Source organism: Hylemonella sp. P2_B10, from assembly GCF_056404875.1.
This window is the reverse complement of the sequence record NZ_JBFUDE010000001.1, coordinates 306,585-322,132: the sequence shown is the minus strand read 5'-3', so window position 1 is coordinate 322,132 and position 15,548 is coordinate 306,585. Positions and strand designations below refer to the sequence as shown.

At 66.2% G+C, this 15,548-nt stretch carries 12 protein-coding genes; 7 read left to right on the top strand and 5 right to left on the bottom strand.

Translation table 11 applies throughout. The features are described from left to right. Window positions 1-7 precede the first annotated feature (7 nt). Window positions 8-595 (top strand): RNA polymerase sigma factor, encoded by a 588-nt coding sequence (locus AC1DX2_RS01530; protein ID WP_477194515.1) that lies wholly within the window; start codon window positions 8-10, stop codon window positions 593-595. Beyond that, the gene (locus tag AC1DX2_RS01525; protein ID WP_477194514.1) at window positions 592-1,164 is read left to right on the top strand and encodes a zf-HC2 domain-containing protein; all 573 of its coding nucleotides are present in this window, start codon (window positions 592-594) and stop codon (window positions 1,162-1,164) included. Before AC1DX2_RS01530 ends, AC1DX2_RS01525 begins: the two co-directional genes overlap by 4 nt. 11 nt (window positions 1,165-1,175) lie before the next feature. Here AC1DX2_RS01525 and AC1DX2_RS01520 read toward each other — a convergent pair whose 3' ends face one another. From AC1DX2_RS01520 to smc, 5 genes are all read right to left on the bottom strand, one after another. Then, the gene (locus AC1DX2_RS01520) at window positions 1,176-1,988 is read right to left on the bottom strand and encodes a substrate-binding periplasmic protein (protein WP_477194513.1); all 813 of its coding nucleotides are present in this window, start codon (window positions 1,986-1,988) and stop codon (window positions 1,176-1,178) included. A 69-nt stretch (window positions 1,989-2,057) separates the two neighbouring features. Continuing rightward, on the bottom strand, window positions 2,058-2,510 hold the full coding sequence (locus AC1DX2_RS01515; RefSeq protein ID WP_477194512.1) for a hypothetical protein: 453 nt from the start codon (window positions 2,508-2,510) through the stop codon (window positions 2,058-2,060). 147 nt (window positions 2,511-2,657) lie between these two features. Then, entirely contained in the window at window positions 2,658-4,709 is a 2,052-nt protein-coding gene (gene ligA / locus AC1DX2_RS01510; protein ID WP_477194511.1) for an NAD-dependent DNA ligase LigA, read from the bottom strand. 9 nt (window positions 4,710-4,718) lie between these two features. Next, window positions 4,719-5,753, bottom strand: a complete 1,035-nt coding sequence (locus AC1DX2_RS01505) for a cell division protein FtsZ (RefSeq protein WP_477194510.1) — start codon at window positions 5,751-5,753, stop codon at window positions 4,719-4,721. A gap of 4 nt (window positions 5,754-5,757) precedes the next feature. Then, the gene (smc, locus tag AC1DX2_RS01500; protein WP_477194509.1) at window positions 5,758-9,273 is read right to left on the bottom strand and encodes a chromosome segregation protein SMC; all 3,516 of its coding nucleotides are present in this window, start codon (window positions 9,271-9,273) and stop codon (window positions 5,758-5,760) included. A gap of 155 nt (window positions 9,274-9,428) precedes the next feature. On the opposite strand from smc, the gene dapC reads away from it, so the two are divergent. The 5 genes from dapC to AC1DX2_RS01475 all read left to right on the top strand — a co-directional run bounded on the left by dapC (window position 9,429) and on the right by AC1DX2_RS01475 (window position 15,544). Then, window positions 9,429-10,631, top strand: a complete 1,203-nt coding sequence (gene dapC / locus AC1DX2_RS01495; RefSeq protein ID WP_477194508.1) for a succinyldiaminopimelate transaminase — start codon at window positions 9,429-9,431, stop codon at window positions 10,629-10,631. 36 nt (window positions 10,632-10,667) lie between these two features. Next, window positions 10,668-11,489 carry a 2,3,4,5-tetrahydropyridine-2,6-dicarboxylate N-succinyltransferase gene (dapD, locus tag AC1DX2_RS01490; protein ID WP_477195741.1) on the top strand — a complete coding sequence of 274 codons (822 nt, stop codon included), beginning with the start codon at window positions 10,668-10,670 and terminating at the stop codon, window positions 11,487-11,489. Window positions 11,490-11,562: 73 nt separating this feature from the next. Beyond that, entirely contained in the window at window positions 11,563-12,732 is a 1,170-nt protein-coding gene (locus AC1DX2_RS01485) for a PilT/PilU family type 4a pilus ATPase (RefSeq protein WP_477194507.1), read from the top strand. Next, window positions 12,729-13,595, top strand: coding sequence for a 50S ribosomal protein L3 N(5)-glutamine methyltransferase (gene prmB, locus AC1DX2_RS01480; protein ID WP_477194506.1), 867 nt, complete (start codon window positions 12,729-12,731; stop codon window positions 13,593-13,595). Before AC1DX2_RS01485 ends, prmB begins: the two co-directional genes overlap by 4 nt. After that, complete coding sequence (locus AC1DX2_RS01475; protein WP_477194505.1) at window positions 13,595-15,544, top strand: ABC-F family ATP-binding cassette domain-containing protein; 1,950 nt, start codon at window positions 13,595-13,597, stop codon at window positions 15,542-15,544. Before prmB ends, AC1DX2_RS01475 begins: the two co-directional genes overlap by 1 nt. Window positions 15,545-15,548 lie beyond the last annotated feature (4 nt).

Here is a 15,548-nt window from a genome sequence, read left to right as displayed (position 1 = left end):
TTGCCGCATGGATGCGCCAGCCAGCTTCCCGGTGGAAGAAGGCCCCGAAGTGCGGGCCGCCCGCTGCATTGCGGCCGCGCAACCGGGCCAAGCCAGGGAGGCCGAGGCCGAGCTGTACCGTCTGCTGGCCCCGCGCGCGCGACGCTACGGCCTGCGGCATCTGCGCGACGCCGACGCTGCCGCCGACCTGATGCAGCAGGTGATGACGCTGACCATAGAACAGTTGCGCGCCGGCCAGCTGCGCGAGCCCGAGCGCGTGATGTCCTTCGTGCTGGGCGCCTGCCGCATGACGGTGCTGGACCTGCGCCGCACCGCCTACCGGCGCGAGGACCTGCTGCAGCGCTATGGCGAAGTACTGTACCTGGCCGACCACGCCGCGCTGGCGCCCCGGCTGGACCACCAGCGCGTGGCGGACTGCCTGGAACGCCTACCCGAGCGCGAACGCGCGGTGCTGGTGATGAGCTTCTACGACGACCAGACCGCCGACGCGGTGGCCACGCAGCTAGGCCTGACGGCGGGCAACGTGCGGGTGATACGCCACCGGGGCATTGACAAGCTGCGCCGCTGCGTGGAGCCAGGCCGGAGGGCCGCATGAGCGCCGCGCAGAGCCATTTGCCGCTGGATGCGCTGCTGGCCTACTGGCTGCACGAGACCGACCCGGCCACCACCGATGCGGTGGATGAACACCTGATGCAGTGCGACGCCTGCGGCCAGTTGCTGGACGAGGTGCTTGCGCTGGGTGAGGGCATGCGTGCGGCCTTGCAGTCCGGTGAGGTGGCCATGGTCACCAGCAGCGACTTCGTGCGGCGCCTGGCCGGCATGGGCCTGCGCATACGGGAATACAGCCTGCCGCACAACGGCAGCGTCAACTGCACCGTGACGCCGGATGACCAACTGCTGCTCTCACGCCTGCAGGCGCCGCTGCAAGGCGTGAGCCGGCTGGACGTGCGCGCTGAATTGTCGCTGCAGCCCGGTGTTCACCACACCATGGAAGATGTGCCTTTTGACCCCGCCACGGGGGAGGTGCTGTATTTTTCCAGGTTGACCCAGGTGCGGCAGTTCCCGGCGGTGACCATGCGGGTGACGCTGTTGGCGGTGGAACCCGGCGGCACGCGCGAACTGGGGCGCTACGCCTTTCACCACCAGCCCTGGTCAGCCAGCTGAAGCGCTGGCGTTCAGGGTTTGAAAACCGCGTCGGCGGCTTCTTGCGGCGGCAAGTATTTGCCGATCAGCCGCTTCATCGTACCGTCCCGGTTCATCATGTCGACCAACTTGGTCCATTCGCCGGCTTGCGCCTCCGAGAAAGTCTGCCGCGAAAAACCCAGGCCCCGGGGGATGGGCTTCATGTGCGGGTCCCACACTTCAACCCGAACCTTGTCGGTCAATCCGTGCTCAGCCAGATCGGCGTGGTAGACCATGGGCGTGGCCAGCGTGCCCGCAACACGCTGTGCCGCCAGCATCTTGTAACTGATGCCCGAGTCGGTCACCTCATGCACCCGCCGCGCGTCGGCCAGAGACTTCAGCAACGGGTCGAAATAAGGCCCATAGGAAAAACTGCGCACCGTACTCCATTGCAGCTTGGTGGGGGACTTCAAGAAGTCATCCATGGAATGCACGTCCTGGGGGACACCCGCGCCCACAATGGCGTAGTAACGGAGCTGAATGTAGGGGGTAATCCACATGACCCTGGTGCGCTCAGGCGTTTCCAGCACCGATGTTGCGACGTCGATCCGCCCGGCTTCCATCTCCTTGAATATCCGTGCGCGTGGCATGACAACCACAGTGAAGACGCATTTACTGCGGCGCTGCAACTCGTCGACCAGATCTTTGTCCAGGCCGACCCCCTTCTTGTAATACAGCCCAACCTCATAGAGCGCCACCTTGATGGGAGCGGACGGGCAGGTTGGCGATGCGGCCGCGGCGGGCCCTGCGCAAGCCACCAACCCCGCCAGAAACGGGCCGACAGCCAAGCGGAATTTGCGTGTCATTCGGTGCGGTGCAGGATGCCAGGGGGGAGCAGGAGTCTAGCCCAGGAAACGGGCCATGGCCGGGTGGATTCAGGCCACCAGCGCCGCCGCCACCCCGACGACAATGGCGAAGGCAAAGTAAGCCAGGAGACTGGCCACGGCCAAGCCCAGCGCCTTGCCCCAAGGTCTGCGGTTGTATTCGGAACCGAATTTCTGTTTGACGTATTTAGCTTGCGTGCGGGCGCTTGTGAAATACCAAGTGAGCAGGAAAACGAAGCCAACCAGGCGCGTGAGCACATCGGACAACTTATCGTTGAACACGACCGCCGCAGCGACATAAAACACCAACAGTCCGATGCCGGCATAGAACCACCGCAGCGACGCCGCGGCCTTTTCAGGCTCATCCAAGGCGCGCCAATTGAGTGCATGCAGGTAGGCCCCGAACGCTGGCGTGAAGAGAAGGCACCAGTTTGCGGCGGCGTTGGGGTTCCAGATGGGCGGTGATGTCAGCGCCGCGATGGTGACTTTGTCGGTGTTTGCCAATTTGATCTCTCCTCCCTGAGCAGCAACGGCTGCAGATGCTCGCTTTGTTAGGTTCTGCGCACCGAATGTATTCGGCCGCACAGCCAGCGGCCATTGGTGCCAACCCTGGCTTCGATGAAAGCCGGGCATGGCGGGCCCGGCGAGGCGTTACCCGCCTGCCTCGATCAGCGCCCGCAGGCCTGCCTCATCCAGCACCGTAATCCCCAACTCCTGCGCCTTGTCCAGCTTGCTGCCCGCCTCGGCACCGGCCACCACATAGTGGGTCTTCTTGCTGACCGAGCCGGCCACCTTGCCGCCAGCGGCTTCTATCAGGTCCTTGGCCTCGTCGCGGCTCAAAGTGGGCAGCGTGCCGGTCACCACCAGCGTCTTGCCCAGCAGCGGTTGCGGTGTGCTGATGGCGGGTGCGCCTTCCTGCCAGTGCACGCCGCAGGCGCGCAATTGCTCCACCACCTCGAGGTTGTGTGGCTGCTGGAAGAAGGTGTGCACGCTTTGCGCCACCACCGGGCCGACGTCGGGCACCTGCAACAGTTGGTCGACCGAGGCCGTCATGATGGCGTCCAGGCCACCGAAATGCCGGGCAAATTCCTTCGCCGTGGCTTCGCCGACGTGGCGAACGCCCAAGCCGAACAGGAAGCGCGGCAGCGTGGTGCTCTTGGATTTTTCCAGCGCATCGACAATGTTTTGTGCCGATTTCTCGGCCATGCGGTCCAGCGCGGCCAGGCTGGTCAGGCCCAGCTTGTACAAGTCCGGCAGCGTGCGGACCACGCCGCTGTCCACCAACTGCTCCACCAGCTTGTCGCCCAGGCCCTCGACCTCCACCGCGCGACGCTGTGCGAAGTGCAGCATGGCCTGCTTGCGCTGCGCACTGCAAAACAGCCCGCCAGAGCAGCGGTGATCGACCTCGCCCTCCTCGCGCACGGCTTCCGAACCGCATACCGGGCAGTGCGTGGGCATGGTGAAGACAGGCGGGTCGCCCTGGCGCTTGTCCAACAACACCCCCACCACCTCGGGGATCACGTCGCCGGCACGGCGCACGATCACCGTGTCGCCCACGCGCACGTCCTTGCGGCGGGCCTCGTCCTCGTTGTGCAGCGTGGCGTTGGTCACCGTGACGCCGCCGACAAACACCGGTGCCAGCTTGGCCACCGGCGTCAGCTTGCCGGTGCGGCCAACCTGGATTTCGATGGCGTGCACCGTGGTCAACTGCTCCTGCGCCGGGTACTTGTGCGCCACCGCCCAGCGCGGCTCGCGGGTGACGAAGCCCAGCTGTTTTTGCAGCGCCAGACTGTTGACCTTGTAGACCACGCCGTCGATGTCGAACGGCAACTGGTCGCGCTGCTGGCCTATGCGCTGGTGGTAGGCCACCAACCCATCGCCGCCCTGCACCACTTCGGCCAATGAGGACACCGGGAAACCCCAGGCGCGGAACTGTTGCAGCATGTCCCATTGGGTGTCGAACAGCGGCTTGCCATCGGTCGGTGCGGACAGGTCGCCCAGGGCGTAGGCGAAGAAGCTCAGCGGCCGGCTGGCGGTGATGGCCGGGTCCAGCTGGCGCACCGCACCGGCAGCAGCGTTGCGCGGGTTGACGAAAGTCTTGTCGCCCTTCTCGCGCTGCTTGTCGTTCATGGCCTCGAAGGCGTCACGCCGCATGTAGACCTCGCCGCGCACTTCCAGCACGGCGGGTGCGTCGCCGGTCAGTTTCAGTGGAATCTGGTTGATGGTGCGTATGTTCTGCGTCACGTCCTCGCCGGTCTCGCCGTCGCCGCGGGTGGCGGCCTGCACCAGCACGCCGTCCAGGTAGCGCAGGCTCATGGCCAGGCCGTCAAACTTCAGTTCTGCCACGTAGGCCACTGGCGGCTGGTCCTCCGCCAGTTTCAACTCACGGCGCACGCGCGCATCGAAATTGTGGGCGCCGCTGGCCTCGGTGTCGGTCTCGGTGCGAATGCTCAGCATGGGCACCGCATGGCGCACCGGGGCAAACTGGTCCAGGGGTTTGCCGCCCACCCGCAGCGTGGGCGAGTCTGGGGTGCGCAGTTCGGGGTGGGCCTCTTCAATGGCTTGCAGTTGACGGAACAGCCGGTCGTACTCGGCGTCCGGCACCTCGGGCGCATCGAGCGTGTAGTAGGCGTGGGCGTAGCGGTGCAGCAGGCGGTGCAGTTCCGCCACCGCCTTCGGATCAGCTTGTTGGTTGTCGGCCATGCGGCCTCCTCAGGAGAACAGCCGCCGCGCCAACGGCGAGCCCACGGCCAGCTCGCGGTCTTGCAGCGTGTCGTACAGGGTTTCCAGCTCGGCACCTATCTGGTCCAGCGTGTCGGCCATCAGCTGGCTGCCGTTGTCGTCGCTGATGATGCCGTCCATGGTGGCGGCCAGCGCCAGTGCGGCTTCGCGCATGCGCACGAAAGGCTGCTCCTCACGGCCGACCTGGGGCACGTCCAGGCTGAGGTTGACCTCGCGTATGGCCGACTGTGCCGGGTCCTCGGCCAGCGCGGCCGACGAATCAAACGCCAGGCCCAGCACCGGCGGCGCACCGGCCACACTGGCCGGCAGCACCATGCGCCCAGGGATCACGCCGGCCACAAAGCCCAGGCGTGCGGCATTTTGCTGCACATAGCCGGGGCTCCAGGCGGCATTGCGGGCACGCAGCGTGAAGCTGAGTTGGGCGTCGTGCGCGCCGGCAAACTGGTCCAGTTCGCGCGCGCGCGCCACCTCGTCCAGCATCTCGGGAAACTCGGGGGCGCCGTTGACGGCGTCGCAAAACGCCTGCGCCTTCATCACGAACTCGGAAAACTCGATCTCGTTGAGCGCGCCAGCCCGGTTGGCCAACTGCACGCCGGCTTGGAAGGCGCTGTAGCGCTGGCCGGCGACGGGCGGCTCCCACTGCGAAGTCTTCAGGTTCAGGCCCTCGATCAGGAACGGCTTGCTGCCGGCGCGCCGCGTCGGCGGCAAGGCGGCCAGCGCGGCGTCACCGGACACCGGCGTCTCCAGCGCCACCGGGGCGATGGAGTCGATCAACGCGTCCAGCGCCAGCTCTTTCTTCGGCGCGGGAATGTGCAAACCTGGCGGTTCGTCGCCCAACCCTGCGCCCTGCATGCTGGGCTCCACGGGACCGGCCGGCACGGTGTCGGGGCCATCAGGGTCAGCCTGGCGGGGCGCGTTCTTGCGCGACGTCCAGGCGCCATGCGCCACCACAGCGGCCAATACCAGGCCACCCGCCACTGCCAAGCCGATCTGCAATGTGCTCATGCGTTCAGACGGCTTCTGCCATGGATACCGCAGCCTCCATATCGACCGCCACGATGCGCGACACGCCCTGCTCCTGCATGGTCACGCCAATCAGCTGCAAGGCCATTTCCATGGCGATCTTGTTGTGGCTGATGAACAGGAATTGCGTTTCCTTGCTCATGCTGGACACCAGCTTGGCATAGCGCTCGGTGTTGGCGTCGTCCAGCGGCGCGTCCACCTCGTCCAGCAAGCAGAACGGCGCCGGGTTCAGCTGGAAGATGGCAAACACCAGCGCAATAGCCGTCAGCGCCTTCTCGCCGCCCGACAGCAGGTGGATGGTCTGGTTCTTCTTGCCTGGCGGCTGGGCCAGCACCTGCACCCCCGAATCCAGGATCTCGTCGCCGGTCATCACCAGCTTGGCGTTGCCACCGCCGAACAGCTCGGGGAACATCTTGCCGAAGTGCTGGTTAACGATGTTGAAGGTGCCCGACAGCAGCTCGCGGGTTTCGCCGTCGATCTTCTTGATGGCATCTTCCAGCGTCGCCATGGCCTCGTTCAAATCGGCCGACTGGGCGTCCAGGAACTGCTTGCGCTCGCGTGCGGTGGCCAGCTCGTCCAGCGCCGCCATGTTGACGGCGCCCAGCGCCGCGATATCGCGGTTGATGCGGTCGATGTCGCCCTGCATGCCAGAGAGTCGCACATTGCCGGCGGCAATCGACGCCGCCACGGCCTCCAGGTCGGCCTGGGCATCGGCCAGCAACTGCTCGTACTGCTCGAAACCCAGCCGCGCGGCCTGCTCCTTCAGCTGGAAGTCGGTGATGCGCTGGCGCAGCGGGTCCAGCTCGCGCTCCAGCTGCAGGCGGCGCTCGTCACTGGCACGCAGCTTGGAGGTCAGGTCATCGTATTCGCTGCGCTTGGCGCCCAAGGCCTGCTCGCGTTCAACTTTCAGCGCCAGTGCGTTTTGCAGCCCAGCCTGGGCGGCGGCATCGGTCAGCCGCGCCAGTTCGTCGTGCGCGCGCTGCTCCTCCAGGGCGATGGTGCTCACCTGCTGCAGCGCCGTCTCGATGGTGCGCGACAACTCGGCCTTGCGGGCGTCCAGGCTGCGCTGCGAGAAGGTGGCCTCTTGCGCCTGGCGTTCCAGCGCGCGGTGTTGCTCGCGGCTCTCCGTCAGTTTGCGCTCGGCGGCAATCACCCGCTCTTCCAGCTGGGCGTGGCGCTCCTGGGTGTCGGCCAGCTGCATGTCCAGCTCTTCGAAGCGCGCCTCGGCGGTGACGCGGCGCTCCTGCAGGTCGCCCAGCTGGGCGTCAATCTCGGCCAGGTCGGCGGCAATCTGGTCGCTGCGGGCGCGGGTTTGCTCGGCCAATTGCGTCAGGCGCAAGGTTTCCACCTGCAGCTCATGAGCGCGGCTCTGGGTTTCGCTGGCCTCGCGGCGCGCGCTCACCAGGCGCTGGCTGGCGTCGGCATAGCTGGCCTCGGCGCGCACCAGCGCGCTGCGGGCTTCCTCGCCGATCAAGGTCTGCGCACGCAGCTGCTTTTCCAGGTTCTCGATTTCCTGCGCGCGGGCCAACAGGCCGGCCTGCTCGGAATCAGGCGCGTAGAAGGCCACGCTGTGCGCGGCCACCGCATGGCCTTCGCGGGTGAAGATGGTTTCACCCACCTGCAGCTTGTCGCGCTGGGCCAGCGCCTCCTCGAAACTGTTGGCGGTGTAGCAGCCGTGCAGCCACTCGGCGAACACGGCGCGCTGGCCGGCGTCGTTCAACCGCAGCAGGTCCAGCAGATGGGGCAGGCTGGAAGGCGGCTCGCTGATGGCGGCCGGCGGCGGGCTGAAGAACGACAGCTTGGCCGGCGGCGCGTCGTTGGCAAAGGCACGCACCATCTCCAGTCGGCTGACTTCCAGCGCACCCATGCGCTCACGCAAGGCGGCTTCCAGCGCGTTTTCCCAACCCTGCTCGATGTGGATGCGGCTCCAGATGCCTTGCAGGTGCTCCAACCCATGCTTGGCCAGCCAGGGTTGCAGCTTGCCGTCGGTCTTGACCTTTTCCTGCAGAGCTTTGAGCGCGTCCATGCGCGCCGACAGGTCGGCCTGCTTGCCCGATTCGGTGTTGACGGTCTGCTGCTGGGTGCGGCGGGTTTCATCCAGCTGCGGCACCTGCTCTTGCAGCTCGTGCAGGCGGGCTTCGGCAATCGCTGCGGCTTCCGTCGCCTGCGCCAGCTGGGCTTGCGAGTTTTGCAGCCTTGCCTCATCCGGCGCGGCCAGTGCGTTGCGGTCGGCCGTCAGGCGCTCGCGGCGCTGGCCAATCTGGCGCGATTGCTCTTCAATGATGCGCTGCTCGGCCGCCAGCACCTGAATCTGCTGTTGCACCTGACCCACGGCCGTTCGCTGCTCGTTGGCGCCGCCTTGTGCCACACGCAAGGCGTCTTCCAGGTCCGGCAGGGCCTGCGCCTGCTCTTCCAGCTGGGCGGCCAGGAGCTCGGTTTTTTCCTCGCCCAGCTCAGCCAGCTCGGCCAGCGATTCGATCTCGGCCTGCGCGTCGTCTTTGCGGGTGTGCCACTGGGCGGCCTGCTCCTTCAGCTGCACCAGGCGCTGCTCGGCGCGCTGGCGGCCTTCCACCACGAACTTGATCTCGGCTTCCAGCCGGCCTACCTCGGCGCTGGCCTCGTACAGCGCGCCCTGCGCCTTGTTGACCTGGTCGCCGGCGGCATAGTGCGCCTGGCGCACCGTTTCCAGGTCGGCCTCGATGTGGCGCAGGTCGGCCACGCGGGCTTCCAGGTCGTTGACGGCCTTGTCCGCCTCCGTCTTGATGCGCGCCTGGTCGGCCTCGCTCTCGGCGCGCTTCAGGAACCACTGCTGCTGCTGCTTCAGCGTCACCTCGGCATGCAGCGCGTTGTACTTCTGCGCCACCTCGGCCTGCTTTTCCAGCTTTTCCAGGTTGGCGTTCAGCTCGCGCAGGATGTCTTCCACCCGCGTCAGGTTTTCGCGCGTGTCAGACAGGCGGTTTTCCGTCTCGCGGCGGCGCTCCTTGTATTTGGAGACGCCAGCGGCTTCTTCCAGGAACAGGCGCAGTTCTTCCGGCTTGCTCTCGATGATGCGGCTGATGGTGCCCTGGCCGATGATGGCGTAGGCGCGCGGCCCCAGGCCGGTGCCCAGGAACACGTCTTGCACGTCGCGGCGGCGCACCGGCTGGTTGTTGATGTAGTAACTGGAGGTGCCGTCGCGCGTCAGCACGCGCTTGACGGCGATCTCGGTGAACTGCGCCCACTGGCCGCCGGCGCGGTGGTCGGCGTTGTCAAACACCAGCTCCACGCTGGCGCGGCTGGCCGGCTTGCGGGTGTTGGTGCCGTTGAAGATCACGTCCTGCATGGATTCGCCGCGCAATTCGCTGGCGCGGCTCTCGCCCAGCACCCAGCGCACCGCGTCCATGATGTTGGACTTGCCGCAGCCATTGGGCCCCACCACACCCACCAGTTGCCCAGGCAGCATGAAATTGGTGGGCTCGGCAAATGACTTGAAGCCCGAAAGCTTGATGGAATTGAGGCGCACGGAAGAAACCTAGACTGACGCTAACTTATTGATTATGCTGGGGTTTTGCCGCAAGAGCGGGCTTTCGGCTGGCACCAATGATACCGTGTCCGCCCAGCTCCACCACAGATTCCCGGCAAGATTTCGTAACCGCCCACCGACGATAATGGTCGGCCATGAATCCCAACCTGTCGCGCCTGCACCCGTACCCGTTCGAACGGCTGAAAGAATTGTTTGCCGGCGTCACGCCCAACCCCGCTTACAAACACATCAGCCTGGGCATTGGCGAGCCGCGCCACGCCACGCCACAGCTGGTGCTGGACGCCATGGCCAGCAGCATGGCCAACGGCGGCCTGGCCAGCTACCCGGCCACCGCCGGCGAGTTGTCGCTGCGCCAGGCCATGACCGGCTGGCTGCAGCGCCGCTACGGCCTGGCGCTGGACCCCGCCACCCAGGTGCTGCCGGTCAACGGCTCGCGCGAGGCCTTGTTTGCCCTGGTGCAGACGGTGGTGGACGGCAGCCAGAACGGCGCCACCGTGGTCTGCCCGAATCCGTTCTATCAGATCTATGAAGGCGCGGCACTGCTGGCTGGCGCCCAGGCCCACTACGCGCCCAGCGACCCGGCGCGCAATTTCGCCGTCGACTGGGACGCCGTGCCGGCCAGCGTGTGGGCCAAGACCCAGCTGCTGTTCGTCTGCTCGCCCGGCAATCCCACCGGCGCCGTGATGCCGCTGTCCGAATGGCAAAAGCTGTTTGAGCTCAGCGACCAGCACGGCTTTGTCATCGCCTCCGACGAGTGCTACAGCGAAATCTACTTCCGCGACGAGCCGCCGCTGGGCGGCCTGGAAGCCGCCGCCAAGCTGGGCCGCTCTGACTTTCGCCGCCTGATCGCCTTCACCAGCCTGTCCAAGCGCAGCAATGTGCCGGGCATGCGCAGCGGCTTTGTGGCCGGGGACGCCGGCCTCATCAGGCAGTTCCTCACCTACCGCACCTACCACGGCAACGCCATGAGCCCGGTGTTCCAGGCCGCCAGCGCCGCCGCCTGGGGTGACGAAGCACACGTGCAGGCCAACCGGGCGCTGTACCGGCAAAAGTTCGCCCAGGTGACGCCGCTGCTGGCCGAGGTGATGGCCGTGCGCCTGCCCGATGCCGGTTTTTATTTGTGGGCCGGCGTGCGCGGCGGCGATGCGGAGTTCGCCCGCGCGCTGTTCGCTCAATACAATGTCACCGTGCTGCCGGGCAGCTACCTGGCGCGCTCGGTGGACGGCGCCAACCCCGGCGCCGGGCGCATACGCATGGCCCTGGTGGCCGACCAGGCCGAGTGCCTGGAGGCGGCGCAGCGCATCGTGCAATTCACCCAAAGTTACCGTGCAACCTGACCGAGCAACCTGAACAACATCACATCCATGAGCCAAATGAGCCAAGAACTGCAACCTGTCATCGAAATGGCTTGGGAGAGCCGCACCAGCATCACGCCCGCCAACAGCCCGCAAGTGGTGGAAGCGGTGGACCAGGTGATTGCCGCGCTGAACCGGGGTGAGCTGCGCATTGCCACCCGCGAAGGCGTGGGCCAGTGGACCACCCACCAGTGGCTGAAAAAAGCCGTGCTGCTGAGCTTTCGCCTGAAGGACAACGAGGTGATCCGCGCCGGCGACCTGGGCTTTTACGACAAGGTGCAAACCAAGTTCGCCCACCTGGACGCTGACCAGATGAAGGCCACCGGCGTGCGCGTGGTGCCACCGGCCGTGGCGCGTCGCGGCAGCTACCTGGCCAAGGGCGTGATCATGATGCCCTCTTACGTGAACATCGGCGCCTATGTGGACGAAGGCACCATGGTGGACACCTGGGCCACTGTGGGCTCGTGCGCGCAGATCGGCAAGCACGTCCACCTCTCCGGCGGCGTGGGCATTGGCGGCGTGCTGGAGCCCATGCAGGCCGGCCCGACCATCATTGAAGACAACTGCTTCATCGGCGCCCGCTCCGAGATCGTCGAAGGCGTCATCGTGGAAGAGAACTCGGTCATCTCCATGGGCGTCTACATCGGCCAGAGCACCCCCATCTACGACCGTGCCACCGGCGAGATCAGCTATGGCCGCGTGCCGGCCGGCTCGGTGGTGATCAGCGGCAGCCTGCCCAAGGATGGCGGCAAGTACAACCTGTATGCCGCCATCATCGTCAAGCGCGTGGATGCCAACACCCGCGCAAAAACGAGCTTGAACGACCTGCTGCGCGACTGACACCGCAGACCGACACCGCCTTCTCGCCGCTTCACCAAGCACGCCTCACACAAGCACTCTGGGAGATAGAACCATGGCCACCGCTGCACTGCCCTCTTCCGGAACGATGGAGCGCATCCTGCGCCTGATGGGCGAAAAGAAGGCGTCTGATGTCTACCTGTCGGCACACGCGCCGGCGCTGATCAAGATCAACGGCCAGTGCGTGCCCATCAACAACCAGTCGCTGCCGCCGGATGCGCCGCGCAACCTGCTGGCCGAGGTGCTGGCGCCCGAGCGCATCGAGGAGTTGGAGCGTGAGGGGGAGCTGAACATGGGCTTCCCGCTGCCCGGCGTGGGGCGTTTTCGCGTCAGCGCCATGCGCCAGCGCGGCTCGTTCGCGGCGGTGATACGTTTCATCTCCATTGACATCCCGTCGCTGTCCGGTCTGGGCGTGCCCGCCGTGCTGGGCGACCTGATCATGGAAAAGCGCGGCCTGCTGTTGATGGTGGGCGCCACCGGTGCCGGCAAGAGCACCACGCTGGCGGCCATGATGGACCACCGCAACGAGAGCGTGTCGGGCCACATCCTGACCATCGAGGATCCGGTGGAGTTCTTGTTCAAGAACAAGAAATCCATCGTCAACCAGCGCGAGATCGGCACCGACACGCAAAACCTGCAGGTGGCGCTGAAGAACGCGCTGCGCCAGGCACCCGACGTCATCCTGATCGGTGAAATCCGCGACCGCGAGACCATGTCGGCAGCCATTGCCTACGCGCAGTCCGGCCACCTGTGCCTGGCCACCATGCACGCCAACAACAGCTACCAGGCGCTGAACCGCATCTTGAGCTTCTACCCGGTGGAAGTGCGCCAGACCATGCTGGGCGACCTCGGCGCGGCGCTGAAGGCCGTGGTCTCGCAGCGCCTACTGCGCACCACCAGCGGCAGCCGCACGCCGGCGGTGGAGGTGCTGCTGAACACCAAGCTGATTTCCGAACTGATTGAAAAAGGCGACTTCTCCGGCGTCAAGGAGGCGATGGAAAAATCCATGGCCGAAGGCTCGCAGTCGTTCGAGGCCGATATTGCGCGCCTGATTGTCGAAGGCATCGTCGACCGCAAGGAAGGCCTGGCCTATTCCGACTCGCCCACCAACCTGATGTGGCGGCTGCAAAACGACTTCGCCACCAAGGCTGCGCCGCAGGCCCAGGAAGAGCCCGACGACGAACCCTCGTTCACCGAGATCACGCTGGACGTGAAGCACGGATGACCGTCATTGAGCTGATCGAGGCCGGCGCGCGCCGCCTGGACGACGCCCAGGTGTCGTTCGGCCACGGCACCGCCAATGCCTTCGATGAGGCCGCCTGGCTGGTGCTGTGGAAGCTGGGCCACCCGCTGCACGACCTCGACACCGTGCAGGATTTGCCCGTGGACGCCGCCAAACAGGCCCAGGTGGAGACCCTGCTGACCGAGCGCATAGTCAGCCGCAAGCCCGCCGCCTACCTGACGCAGGAAGCCTGGCTGGCCGGCGTGCCGTTTCATGTGGACGAGCGCGTCATCGTGCCGCGCTCCTTCATTGCCGAGCTGCTGGCCGATGGCGGCATCGACTACTGGCTGTCTGACGCCACCCAGCAGGCACTGGACCTGTGCACCGGCAATGGCAGCCTGGCCATCCTGGCCGCCATGACCTACCCCGACATCACGGTGGACGCCAGCGACATCTCGGACGACGCGTTGGCCGTGGCCAAGATCAACGTCGCCAAGCACGGCCTGCAAGGGCGCGTGCGCCTGGTGCAATCCGATGGGCTGGCGGCGCTGACCGAACGCTACGACCTCATCCTGTGCAACCCCCCCTATGTGAATGCCGCCAGCATGGCCGCGCTGCCGCCCGAATACCGCTGTGAGCCGGCGCTGGCGCTGGCCGGTGGTGCCGACGGCATGGACTTCATCCGCAGCCTGCTGCGCGACGCACCGGCCCGGCTGGCGCAGCGCGGTGTGCTGGTGCTGGAAATTGGCAACGAACGCGCGCACTTTGAAGCCGCCTTCCCCGACCTGGAGCCGGTGTGGCTGGAAACCAGCGCCGGCGAAGACCAGGTGCTGCTGCTGACCCGCGAAGCTTTAAGCAAGAAATAATGATCACTCTGAAGAATGTCACCTTGCGCCGCAGCGCCAAGGTGTTGCTGGATGGCGCCTCTGTCACCCTGAACCCGGGCGAAAAAGTGGGCCTGGTGGGGCGCAATGGTGCCGGCAAATCGACGCTGTTCGCCCTGCTGAACGGCACGCTGCATGAGGACGCGGGCGACTTTTTCATCCCCACCCAATGGCGCATGGCCCAGGTGGCCCAGGACATGCCTGAGACCGAGCAAAGCGCCACCGAATTCGTCATCGAAGGCGACGTGGCGCTGGTGGCGGCGCAGCGCGAGGTGGCGGCCGCCGAGGCCAGCGACGATGGCGAGCGCATGGCCAACGCCTACATGGCGCTGCACGATGCCGGCGCCCATGACGCCCCGGCGCGCGCGCAGGCGTTGATTCTGGGCCTGGGTTTTCGCACTACCGAGCTGGACAACCCGGTCAACAGCTTCTCGGGCGGCTGGCGCATGCGCCTGCAGCTGGCACGCGCGCTGATGTGCCCGTCTGACCTGCTGCTGCTGGACGAGCCCACCAACCACCTGGACCTGGACGCGCTGGTGTGGCTGGAAGCCTGGCTGAAGCGCTACACCGGCACCATGCTGGTGATCAGCCACGACCGCGAGTTCCTGGACGCGGTGACCGATGTCACACTGCACATCGAGACCGCCAAGCTGGTCCGCTACGGCGGCAACTACAGCAAGTTTGAGGACATGCGGGCCGAGCAGATGGAGCAGCGGCAAGCGCAGTTTTCACGCCAGCAAGAGAAAATCGCCCACCTGCAGAAGTTCATCGACCGCTTCAAGGCCAAGGCCAGCAAGGCCAAGCAGGCGCAAAGCCGGGTCAAGGCGCTGGACCGCATGGAACGCATTGCGCCGCTGCTGGCCGAGGCTGACTTCAGCTTCGAGTTCAAGGAACCGGCCAACCTGCCCAACCCCATGCTGGCCATGCAGGACGTGGCGGTGGGCTACCCCGCGCTGGACGACGCGCCGGCCGGCACGCCGCCGACAGTGATCGTGCGCTCCATCAGCCGCTCGGTGCTGGCTGGGCAGCGCATAGGCATTTTGGGCGCCAACGGCCAGGGCAAGTCCACGCTGGTGAAGACCGTGGCGCGCGACCTGGCGCCGATTGCCGGCGAGCTGACCGAAGGCAAGGGCCTGAGCATCGGCTATTTTGCGCAGCAAGAGCTTGATGTGCTGCGACCGCAGGATACGCCGCTGGAGCACATGATCCGCCTGGCCAAGGAGTTGGCGGTCAAAGGCCAGCTGACGAACCAGGCCACCCGCGAGCAGGACCTGCGCAGCTTTTTGGGCGGCTTCAATTTCGGCGGCGACATGGTCAAGCAGTCGGTCGGCAGCATGAGCGGCGGCGAAAAAGCCCGCCTGGTGCTGTGCATGCTGGTGTGGCAGCGGCCCAACCTGCTGCTGCTGGACGAGCCCACCAACCACCTGGACCTGGCCACCCGCGAGGCGCTGAGCGTCGCGCTGAACGAGTTCGAGGGCACGGTGATGCTGGTCAGCCACGACCGCGCGCTGTTGCGCACCGTGTGCGACGAATTCTGGCTGGTCTCCCGCGGCGGCGTGGAGCCGTTTGACGGCGACCTGGACGATTACCAGAAGTACCTGCTGGAAGAGGCCAAGCGTCAGCGCGAGGCCTTGAAGGCCGCGCAGGCGCAGCCGGCGCCGGCCCCCGCCCCGGCAGCCCCACCCACGCCGGCGCACCGCCCGCGTGCGGACTTGAAGCCTTTGCGCCGCAAGCTGGAAACGGCGGAAGCGCGCATGGCGGTGCTGAACGGCGAAGGCACGGCGCTGGAAGCCCAGTTTGCCGCCAACCCGCCGGCGCATGAGATGGCCGAACTGGGCCAGCGGCTGAAGGCTGTCAACGAGGAACTGGCGCGGCTGGAAGAGCAGTGGCTGGAGCTGTCCACCCAGATTGAGGTGGCGAACGCGGATTGACCTT

Coding starts and splice junctions, on each gene's coding strand:
- AC1DX2_RS01505 (WP_477194510.1), bottom strand. CDS start 5,753: ATGAGCACATTGCAGATCGGCTTGGCAGTGGCGGGTGGCCTGGTATTG.
- AC1DX2_RS01530 (WP_477194515.1), top strand. CDS start 8: ATGGATGCGCCAGCCAGCTTCCCGGTGGAAGAAGGCCCCGAAGTGCGG.
- dapD (WP_477195741.1), top strand. CDS start 10,668: ATGAGCCAAGAACTGCAACCTGTCATCGAAATGGCTTGGGAGAGCCGC.
- ligA (WP_477194511.1), bottom strand. CDS start 4,709: ATGGCCGACAACCAACAAGCTGATCCGAAGGCGGTGGCGGAACTGCAC.
- AC1DX2_RS01525 (WP_477194514.1), top strand. CDS start 592: ATGAGCGCCGCGCAGAGCCATTTGCCGCTGGATGCGCTGCTGGCCTAC.
- AC1DX2_RS01475 (WP_477194505.1), top strand. CDS start 13,595: ATGATCACTCTGAAGAATGTCACCTTGCGCCGCAGCGCCAAGGTGTTG.
- AC1DX2_RS01520 (WP_477194513.1), bottom strand. CDS start 1,988: ATGACACGCAAATTCCGCTTGGCTGTCGGCCCGTTTCTGGCGGGGTTG.
- AC1DX2_RS01485 (WP_477194507.1), top strand. CDS start 11,563: ATGGCCACCGCTGCACTGCCCTCTTCCGGAACGATGGAGCGCATCCTG.
- prmB (WP_477194506.1), top strand. CDS start 12,729: ATGACCGTCATTGAGCTGATCGAGGCCGGCGCGCGCCGCCTGGACGAC.
- dapC (WP_477194508.1), top strand. CDS start 9,429: ATGAATCCCAACCTGTCGCGCCTGCACCCGTACCCGTTCGAACGGCTG.